Source organism: Stenotrophomonas sp. YJH_SMC_57, from assembly GCF_059369755.1.
The window spans coordinates 352525-361100 of record NZ_JCAFSZ010000004.1; the positions used below are offsets into that span (position 1 = coordinate 352525).

Consider the following 8576-nt stretch of genomic DNA (forward strand, 5'->3'; position numbering starts at 1 on the left):
CGGCGCGTAAAGAGTGCATAAATTCGGTGGGCCAATCCGTAACCAGCCCCCGGATAGCCGCCGGGCCACGCCCGGCAGTGGGAGCGTCGTCAGCCGGCCGGCGCTGCCGCCGGCGCCAGCCCCTTCAGCTCGCGATAGCGCTGCAGGCTGCTGTCGATCTCGGCCTTCAGGGCCTGCTGCTGTTGCACGAACCCGGCCTGCAGCCGCTGCTGCGCCTGCAGCTGCACATGCCGCTGGCGGATCGCTTCGGCCTGCTTGCCGGCCACCTTGCCGCCGGCCAGTTCGCGATCGCCGGCAGCCGCCAGCAGCGCCACCAGCGATTCACGCAGGCTGGTGACGTTGTACTCGGCGGTCTTGAGGTTGTTGTCCAGCACTTCCTGGCGTTCGGCGAACACCCGGCGCAGGTCGTCCTCGCTGCCATAGGTGGTCAGCATCGCCTGCTCGGTGCGCTGGCGGGTCTGCGCGGCCATCAGGTCCAGCTGCCGCTGCGCCGCTTCCGTGCTGGCGGCGGCGCGTTCCTCGTCGGTCAACGCGCGCTGGACCTGCGCATTGCGCAGGCCACTTTTTGCGTTGAACTCGTCGCGGGCATGGTTGACCGCGTCGGCCGGCAGCGCATCGCTGCAGATCCGCTCCTTGCCCTCGTTCCAGCAGTACAGCTTCTTCTCCACCTTGCCACCGCCCCGCGGCTGCGCCGGAACGGTGAACGGCACGGCCAGCAGCAGGCCGGCAAAGAGCACAGCAGGAACTCGGGACATGACCTTTCCCCTGGGTCGGTCAGCGGGTCGAACGGACGCCGTACTGGGCCCGGTAGGCTTCCAGCGGCTGCCGGTAACCCACAAGTTCCGGGTTGCCGGAGGCGAAATCAAGCAGGTCGGCCAGCGACGCCACGGCGATCACCGGAATGCCGGCTTCTTCGGCCACCGACTGCGCGGCGGAGCGGCGGTCGGATTCCGAGGCGATCTCCTGGCGGTCCAGCGCCACCACGATGCCGGCCGGCGTGCCACCAGCGGCGCGGATGATGCCCAGCGCTTCGCGGATCGCGGTACCGGCGGTGATCACGTCGTCGACGATCAGCACGCGCTTGCCATTCATGTCGGCGCCGATCAGCTGGCCGCCTTCACCATGGTCCTTGGCTTCCTTGCGGTTGAACGACAGCGGCAGGTCGCGGCCGCGCTGGGCCAGCTCGCAGGCCATCGCGGTGGCCAGCGGAATGCCCTTGTAGGCCGGGCCGAACACCACGTCGTACTTGATCCCGGTGGCGTCGATGGCATCGGCGTAGCAGGCGCCGAGCTGCGACAGCAGCGAGCCGGAGTCGAAACGACCGGCGTTGAAGAAATAGGGGCTCAGCCGGCCGGACTTGAGGGTGAACTGGCCGAAACGCAGGGCGTCGGCGGTCAGGGCCAGCTGCAGGAAACGGTGGCGGTGGTCGCTCATCAAAACTCGATTCATCTTCATTTGGAGCACAAATCCTAATCCAGCTGGGCGTTTCGCGCTCGTCCGGCCCTGTGTGAGGGGCGTTGCGGCCCGCTCTGGCGGACTGCGCAGCCCTGCGGGCAACCGGTATGCTTGCCCGGTTTCCCGCCGCAGGTCCCCCGCATGCGCATCATCAGTTTCAACGCCAATGGCATCCGTTCCGCCGCAACCAAGGGCTTCCTCGATTGGTTCCGCGCCCAGGACGCCGACGTCCTGTGCATCCAGGAGACCAAGGCCCAGGAAGACCAGCTGACCGACCCGATGTTCCGCCCGGACGGCCACCACTGCTTCTACCGCGACGCCATCACCAAGAAGGGCTACAGCGGCGTAGCGATCTACAGCAAGCGCGAGCCGGACCAGGTCATCACCTCGCTGGGCTGGGCCCCGTTCGACGACGAAGGCCGCTACATCGAGGCGCGCTACGGCAACCTCAGCGTGGTCTCCTTCTATATCCCGTCCGGCAGCTCGGGCGATCTGCGCCAGGGTTTCAAGTTCGAAGTGATGGAATGGCTGCGGCCGATCCTCGAGGAATGGGCGCGCAGCGGCCGCGACTACGTGCTGTGCGGCGACTGGAACATCGTCCGTTCGGCGCTGGACATCAAGAACTGGAAGTCCAACCAGAAGAACTCCGGCTGCCTGCCGGAAGAGCGCGACTGGCTCAACGCCCTGTGCGCCGACCACGGCCAGGCCACCGATGTCGGCGCCGGCCGCGGCTGGGCCGATGCCTACCGCCTGCTCAACCCCACCGGCGAGGACTACACCTGGTGGAGCAACCGCGGCGCCGCCCGCGCCAACAATGTCGGTTGGCGCATCGACTACCAGTTCATCACTCCGGGCCTGCGTGACCGCCTGCGCAGCTGCTCGATCTATCGCGACGAGCGCTTCTCCGACCACGCCCCGTTCATCGTGGACTACGACCTGTGACCGAGGCTGCCACGCCGGTCAGCTACAAGGGCTGGGCAGGCATCAAGCGCGCCTTCGGCACCCCGTCGGCGCTGACCATGGCCATGCTTGGCTTCGGCAGCGGCCTGCCGTTCCTGCTGATCGCTTCGCAGACGCTGTCCACGCGCCTGCGCGACGTCGGCCTGGACCTGGGCAGCATCGGTCTGATCAGCCTGGCCAGCTTCTTCTACCTGCTGAAGTTCCTGTGGGCACCGCTGCTGGATCGCTATGCCTTCCCGCTGCTCGGTGGGCTCGGACGCCGTCGCTCGTGGCTGCTGGTGTCGCAGGCGCTGGTCCTGGTCGGCCTGGTCGCGCTGGCCTTCGTGCGTCCCGAGCAGGGCGTCTGGCCGTTGGTGGCCTGGGTGCTGGTGGCCTCGTTCGCCGGTGCCACCCAGGACTCGGCCGTCGACGCCTACCGCATCGAGATCGCACCGCAGGCGGCGCAGGCCGCGCTGGCGGCCACCTACACGCTGGGTTACCGCATCGGCCTGATCCTGGCCGGTGCCGGCGCGCTGTACCTGGCCCAGTTCGAAGGCTGGATCGTGGCCTATCTGGCCATGGCGGCACTGATGCTGCTGCCGATCGTCACCACCCTGCTGTGCGCCGAACCGGAACGTCCGGCGACGACCGTGCAGCGCCGCATCGATGTCGCCGAGGCGTTCGTGCAGCCCATCACCAGCTTCTTCAGCCGCAACGGCGTGGCGCTGGCGCTGGTGCTGCTGGCCTTCGTCGGGCTGTTCAAGTTCCCCGACCAGGTCATCGGCGTGATGGCCGGCCCGTTCTACCTCGACTCTGGGTTCGACAAGGCCGACATCGCGACCGTCTCCAAGCTGTTCGGCGTGTGGATGGGCATCGGCGGCGCCTTCCTGGGCGGCATCGCGGTGGCCGCGTTCGGTTTCCGCCGCATGCTGCTGGTGGCCGCGCTGGGCGTGGCGCTGTCCAACCTCGCGTTCCTGCTGATGGCGCACAACCCGGGCAAGCTGTGGGCGTTCTATGCCGCGCTCAGCGCCGACAACCTGTTCCAGGGCTTTGCCGGCACCGTGCTGGTGGCCTTCATGTCGTCGCTGACCGACCGCAACTTCACCGCCACCCAGTACGCGCTGCTGGTCTCGCTGGCCAACCTGCCCGGCAAGTTCGTCGGTGGCGTCTCCGGCTATATCGTTGAAGCCACGTCCTACAGCACGTTCTTCATCCTCAGCTCGGTCACCGTGGTGCCGACCCTGCTGCTGCTGGCCTGGTTGTGGCCGCGGATCGTGGATCGGGGGCCGCCGCCGGTCGCCTGATTGCCTGTACGCCCGGTCTGCGGGATCATCGCCCCGACGCGCCGAGGGGGCGGTGCCTTGCGAACGGGGAAGTGAGCATGGCCGACGTTGTGCTGCGGGACCTGGACCCGCTGCTGCTGGACCGTATCCGTCGAGTCGCGGTTGCCCGCGGCTGGACCCACGAACAGACCTGCGCGGCCTTGCTGGAGCAGGGCCTGTTCAGCAGTGAACTGGAGGTCCGCTCCGGCTTCGGCGATCCCGAAGTGGACGCCCTGTCCGATGCCATCGCCGCCCTGCAGGCCTTGCCGGCAGGTCAGGGGTTTGATTAGCGCCTTTGTAGCGTCGAGCCATGCTCGACTGCTTCTGCTCACCCCAGATGGATCGCACCCAGGATCCGTGGCCCGTTCGCCCCGGTCACGCTCGGCAGGTTGCCGGCCAGCCCGTCCATCGTCCGCTGCGCCAGCCACGCAAAACCCATGGCCTCCACGTACTCCGGGTCCAGCCCGTGCACCGCGCTGGATTCCACCTGCACCCCCGGCAGCCGCGCCGCCAGCCGTTTCATCAGCTGCCGGTTGCGTACGCCGCCACCACAGACCAGCAGGCGCCGGGTCTGTGGCTGCTGCGCCAGCAGCGCATCGGCCACGGTTGCCACGGTCAGCTCCAGCAGGGTGGCCTGCACATCGGCGGCAGCGTATTGGCCTTCGCCCATGTGCACCTCGGCCCAGGCCAGGTGGAACTGTTCGCGGCCGGTGCTCTTCGGTGGCGGTAGTGCGAACCACGGGTCCGACCGCCACCCGGCCAGCAGGCTGTCGTCCACTGCGCCACTGGCGGCATACGCGCCGTCGGCATCGAAGGTGCGGCCGGTGTGGCGCTGGCACCAGGCGTCCATCAGCGCATTGGCCGGGCCGGTATCGAAGCCACGCACCGCGCCTTCGCGCGGGATCAGGGTCAGGTTGGCGATGCCGCCCAGGTTCAGCACCGCGCGGTCTTCATCGGCGGTGCCGAGCATGCCCAGGTGGAAGGCCGGCATCAGCGGTGCGCCATGGCCCCCAGCCGCTACGTCGCGGCGGCGGAAGTCGGACACCGTGGTAATCCCGGTCAGTTCGGCGATGCGGTTGCCGTCGCCCAGCTGCACGGTGAAGGCCGGGTCGGCCAGCGGCCGATGGCGCACGGTCTGCCCATGCGAGCCGATCGCCCGTACCTGCGCCGGGTCCACGCCCGCTTCGGCCAGCAGCTGGTTGGCGGCATCGGCGAAGCTGATCGCGATCCGCGCATCCAGCTCGCCCAGTTCCTCCAGCGAGTCCAGTGGACCGCCTTCGCCCAGTGCCACCAGCCGTGCGCGCAGCACCGGCTCCCAGCGCGTGGTCAGCCCGTGCACGAAGCGGCAGCCGCCAGTGGTGGGGAACTGCACCAGGGCAGCGTCGATGCCATCGGCGCTGGTGCCCGACATCAGGCCAAGGTACAGGGGGGCGTCAGCGTCGGCAGTGGTGTTCATGGCAGGCATAAAAAAAGGACGCGGCAAGCTTGGGCTGCCGCGTCCTTCTTCGTCAACGCAGGGGCTCAGCCGCGCTTGCGGCCGTTGCCTGGCTTGTCCTTGGCGCTGGCCACCTCGGGCGCGGCTTCATCGCGGCTGGTCGGCGCCGGGCTGGCGTCGGCGTAGATCAGCTTCTCCATGCCCTGGATGCGCGCCATCGCCGGCGCGGTCTGCGCACGGAAGGCCACCAGCTCGGCGCCCTTCAGCGGTTCCGGCGGCGGCATGGTCACCGTCAGCGGGTTGCGGTGCTCGCCGTTGACGCGGAATTCGTAGTGCAGGTGCGGGCCGGTGGCCAGGCCGGTCGAGCCGACATAGCCGATCACCGTGCCCTGGGCCACGCGCTGGCCGGTCTTGATGTTCGCAAAGCGCGACATGTGCCCGTACAGGGTGGTGTGGCCACGGCCGTGGTCAAGGATCACCACATTGCCGTAGCCGCGCTGCACGCCGGCGAACTGCACACGGGCATCGCCGGCGGCCATGATCGGGGTGCCGGTGCGCGCGGCGTAGTCCACGCCCTTGTGCATGCGCATCTTGCCCAGCACCGGGTGCTTGCGCGCGCCGAAGGTCGAGCTCAGCCGCGCGAAGGGAATGGGCATGCGGATGAAGCTCTTCTTCAGCGAACGCCCGTTGATGTCGTAGTACTCGGACTTGCCGTTGCGGTCGAAGCGGAAGCCGGAATAGGTCTTGCCACCGGTGGTGAAGGTCGCCGCCAGGATCTTGCTGGTGTCCACCTTCTCGCCTTCGCGCCAGGTTTCATCCATCACCACGCTGAAGCGGTCGCCCGGCTGCAGGTCCTTCGAGAAGTCGATGTCGTACTTGAAGATGTCGTCGGTCATCGTCGCGATCGCCGACGGTGACAGGCCGGCCCGGCGGGCGGCGGCATACAGCGAACTGGTGATCTCACCGCTGGTGACCACGGTGCGCGTGGAGGTCTCGCGCTTGGTCACCTTCTCCTTGATGTCATCGCCGACCAGGCTCAACTCGACCCGGTTGTCGCCATCACGGTCGAAGCGGATGCTGCGCAGGTCGCCCGAGAGCGGCATGTCGAAGGCGATTTCGGTACCGGGACGCAGCTTGGTCAGCGATCGGCGGGCGCCGGGATGGTCCAGCACCCGGTGCAGGGTGCTGGCCGGAATGCCGGCCTGGTCGAACAGGTCGCTCAGGGTCTGGCCGCGCTGCACCCGCAGCACCTGCCAGCTGTCGCCCGGCACCTGCTGCTGGCGGGCCATGGTCAACGGCGGCAACGGCAGTGCCAGGCTGGTGTGGCTGTCGGCGAACGGCGCGTCGATGGTGTGCGAGAAGCCGGGGACGATCGTCGCCACCAGGGCGCCGATGGTCGCAAACAGGCTGGCATGCATCCAATGGCGCCGGGTCCAGCGTTCATTGAATGCGGCGGGAAGGTGTTGCCTGAGCTTCCGATGCAGGGCGTTGTCGTGCAGGACGTGGAGGCGTTCCTGGAAGCGCTGCTTGCGTGCGCGCCCTTGTTCGGAGTTGTGCATCGGCGATTTTTCCTGACGGCCCGGGAGCGCGGGCCTAAACGCCGGTTACCATAGACACCTGAGAAAACCGCGTCAAACCCTTGTGCCCATTGGCTTTTGTGAAGCCAATCGGGTTAACTTTGCTTTAACACCCCACACAAGAATCGGCGTTGCCGGGAGTAGTCACGTGTCCTCGATTGAAGAAGCCCTTGCCCTGATCGGCCGTGGTGCCGACGAGATCCTCAAGCTCGAGGATCTGCGTGCGCGCCTGCAGGAAGGCCGTCCGCTGCGGATCAAGGCTGGCTTCGACCCCACCGCGCCCGACCTGCACCTGGGCCATACGGTGCTGCTGAACAAGATGCGCCAGTTCCAGGACCTCGGCCACCAGGTCATCTTCCTGATCGGCGACTTCACCGGCATGATCGGCGACCCGTCGGGCAAGAGCCTGACCCGCAAGCCGCTCAGCCGCGAGGACGTGCTGGCCAACGCCCGCACCTATGAGGAGCAGGTGTTCAAGGTGCTCGACCGCAGCCGTACCGAAGTCCGCTTCAATTCGGAGTGGTTCGGCAAGATGGGCGCCGCCGACATGATCCGCCTGGCCGGCCAGCACACCGTGGCGCGCATGCTCGAGCGCGACGACTTCGCCAAGCGCTACGCCGCCCAGCAGTCCATCGCCATCCACGAGTTTCTGTACCCGCTGGTGCAGGGCTACGACTCGGTGGCCCTGGAAGCCGACGTCGAACTGGGCGGTACCGACCAGAAGTTCAACCTGCTGATGGGCCGCGGCCTGCAGGAGCACCATGGCCAGAAGCCGCAGGTGGTGCTCACCATGCCGCTGCTGGAAGGCCTGGACGGCGTCAACAAGATGTCCAAGTCGCTGGGCAACTACATCGGTATCAGCGAACCGGCCATCGACATCGTCACCAAGACCATGAAGGTGGACGACACCCTGATGTGGCGCTGGATCGAGCTGCTGTCCTTCGACATCAGCCAGGCCGAAGCCGTGCAGCTGCGCGAGCAGGTGGCCACGGACGGCCTGAACCCGCGCGTGGTCAAGCTGCGCCTGGCGCGTGAGCTGGCGACCCGCTTCCACGACGCTGCGTCCGCCGAGCAGGCCATTGCCGGCTGGGAAGCGGCGGTGACCGGGCAGGGCGACATCACCCAGCTGCCGCTGCAGGACGTGGCGATCCCGGCCGAGGGCCTGCGTATTGCCGCGCTGCTGACGGCGGCCGGGCTGACCCCGAGCAACTCCGAAGCCAACCGCAAACTCAAGGAGCGCGCGGTCAAGGTGGACGGTGAAGTGGTGGAGGACGGCCAGCAGGTGCTGCTGCCGGGCTTCGAAGGCCTGCTGCAGGTCGGCAAGCGCACCTTCGCCCGCGTGCGCCTGGTCACTGCCTGACATGAAGGAAGGGCCGGCGCCAGCCGGCCCTTCCTGCTTTGTATGTAGAGTCGAGCGTTGCTCGACTGCTCTTGCCCTCGCGGAACCCCCTCGAAGGGCACGCTCGACGGCTTGCGAATGAACGGATGCAACATCCGTTGAAAAAAATCGCCACACCCCCTTCACAAATGATCCAGATGGGGACATACTTCTCCTCCCCCGTCGCAGGGGTCGCCACCAAGGGGCTTCAGCGACAACAGGGCGCCCACCACCGCCGAACGAGATGATCGAACGAAGGTGTTGACGGACTGAAAAAGTCTGGCATAATGGGCGGCTCGCTACGAAGGAAACTTCGCGGCACACGGGAGCGGCGCTGAGGCCACTTCCCCGGATCTTTGAAAGTATGCGCAGGTATCTTGTGAAGGCGCCTGCAGGAAGGATGATTGTCCATCTTGCAGACGTTTGATCAAGCAACTATTAATTGTTTTAAAGCAAGCGATACGTTGCCA

General features: G+C 67.1%; 8 protein-coding genes. 4 read left to right on the plus strand and 4 right to left on the minus strand.

Annotated features, from left to right (window positions below):
• Window positions 1–89 precede the first annotated feature (89 nt).
• Both AC5P7U_RS07430 and pyrE read right to left on the minus strand, forming a co-directional pair.
• Complete coding sequence (locus tag AC5P7U_RS07430) at window positions 90–755, minus strand: hypothetical protein (protein ID WP_308308064.1); 666 nt, start codon at window positions 753–755, stop codon at window positions 90–92.
• Between the two features lie 19 nt (window positions 756–774).
• Entirely contained in the window at window positions 775–1434 is a 660-nt protein-coding gene (pyrE, locus tag AC5P7U_RS07435) for an orotate phosphoribosyltransferase (protein WP_053448569.1), read from the minus strand.
• A gap of 162 nt (window positions 1435–1596) precedes the next feature.
• Here pyrE and AC5P7U_RS07440 point away from each other — a divergent pair, with 162 nt between their 5' ends.
• The 3 genes from AC5P7U_RS07440 to AC5P7U_RS07450 all read left to right on the plus strand — a co-directional run bounded on the left by AC5P7U_RS07440 (window position 1597) and on the right by AC5P7U_RS07450 (window position 4006).
• Entirely contained in the window at window positions 1597–2397 is an 801-nt protein-coding gene (locus AC5P7U_RS07440) for an exodeoxyribonuclease III (RefSeq protein WP_004153871.1), read from the plus strand.
• Window positions 2394–3698, plus strand: coding sequence for an AmpG family muropeptide MFS transporter (locus AC5P7U_RS07445; protein WP_008268384.1), 1305 nt, complete (start codon window positions 2394–2396; stop codon window positions 3696–3698). Before AC5P7U_RS07440 ends, AC5P7U_RS07445 begins: the two co-directional genes overlap by 4 nt.
• 77 nt (window positions 3699–3775) lie before the next feature.
• Window positions 3776–4006 (plus strand): hypothetical protein, encoded by a 231-nt coding sequence (locus tag AC5P7U_RS07450; RefSeq protein ID WP_049457368.1) that lies wholly within the window; start codon window positions 3776–3778, stop codon window positions 4004–4006.
• Window positions 4007–4044: 38 nt separating this feature from the next.
• On the opposite strand, the gene AC5P7U_RS07455 is transcribed toward AC5P7U_RS07450, so the two are convergent.
• Both AC5P7U_RS07455 and AC5P7U_RS07460 read right to left on the minus strand, forming a co-directional pair.
• Window positions 4045–5172, minus strand: coding sequence for an anhydro-N-acetylmuramic acid kinase (locus AC5P7U_RS07455; RefSeq protein WP_197563550.1), 1128 nt, complete (start codon window positions 5170–5172; stop codon window positions 4045–4047).
• A gap of 65 nt (window positions 5173–5237) precedes the next feature.
• Window positions 5238–6710 carry a M23 family metallopeptidase gene (locus AC5P7U_RS07460; RefSeq protein WP_495220930.1) on the minus strand — a complete coding sequence of 491 codons (1473 nt, stop codon included), beginning with the start codon at window positions 6708–6710 and terminating at the stop codon, window positions 5238–5240.
• A 166-nt stretch (window positions 6711–6876) separates the two neighbouring features.
• On the opposite strand from AC5P7U_RS07460, the gene tyrS reads away from it, so the two are divergent.
• Window positions 6877–8088, plus strand: a complete 1212-nt coding sequence (gene tyrS / locus AC5P7U_RS07465; RefSeq protein WP_495220932.1) for a tyrosine--tRNA ligase — start codon at window positions 6877–6879, stop codon at window positions 8086–8088.
• The last annotated feature ends 488 nt before the right edge of the window (window positions 8089–8576 follow it).

Coding starts and splice junctions, on each gene's coding strand:
- AC5P7U_RS07430 (WP_308308064.1), bottom strand. CDS start 755: ATGTCCCGAGTTCCTGCTGTGCTCTTTGCCGGCCTGCTGCTGGCCGTG.
- pyrE (WP_053448569.1), bottom strand. CDS start 1,434: ATGAGCGACCACCGCCACCGTTTCCTGCAGCTGGCCCTGACCGCCGAC.
- AC5P7U_RS07440 (WP_004153871.1), top strand. CDS start 1,597: ATGCGCATCATCAGTTTCAACGCCAATGGCATCCGTTCCGCCGCAACC.
- AC5P7U_RS07450 (WP_049457368.1), top strand. CDS start 3,776: ATGGCCGACGTTGTGCTGCGGGACCTGGACCCGCTGCTGCTGGACCGT.
- AC5P7U_RS07455 (WP_197563550.1), bottom strand. CDS start 5,172: ATGAACACCACTGCCGACGCTGACGCCCCCCTGTACCTTGGCCTGATG.
- AC5P7U_RS07460 (WP_495220930.1), bottom strand. CDS start 6,710: ATGCACAACTCCGAACAAGGGCGCGCACGCAAGCAGCGCTTCCAGGAA.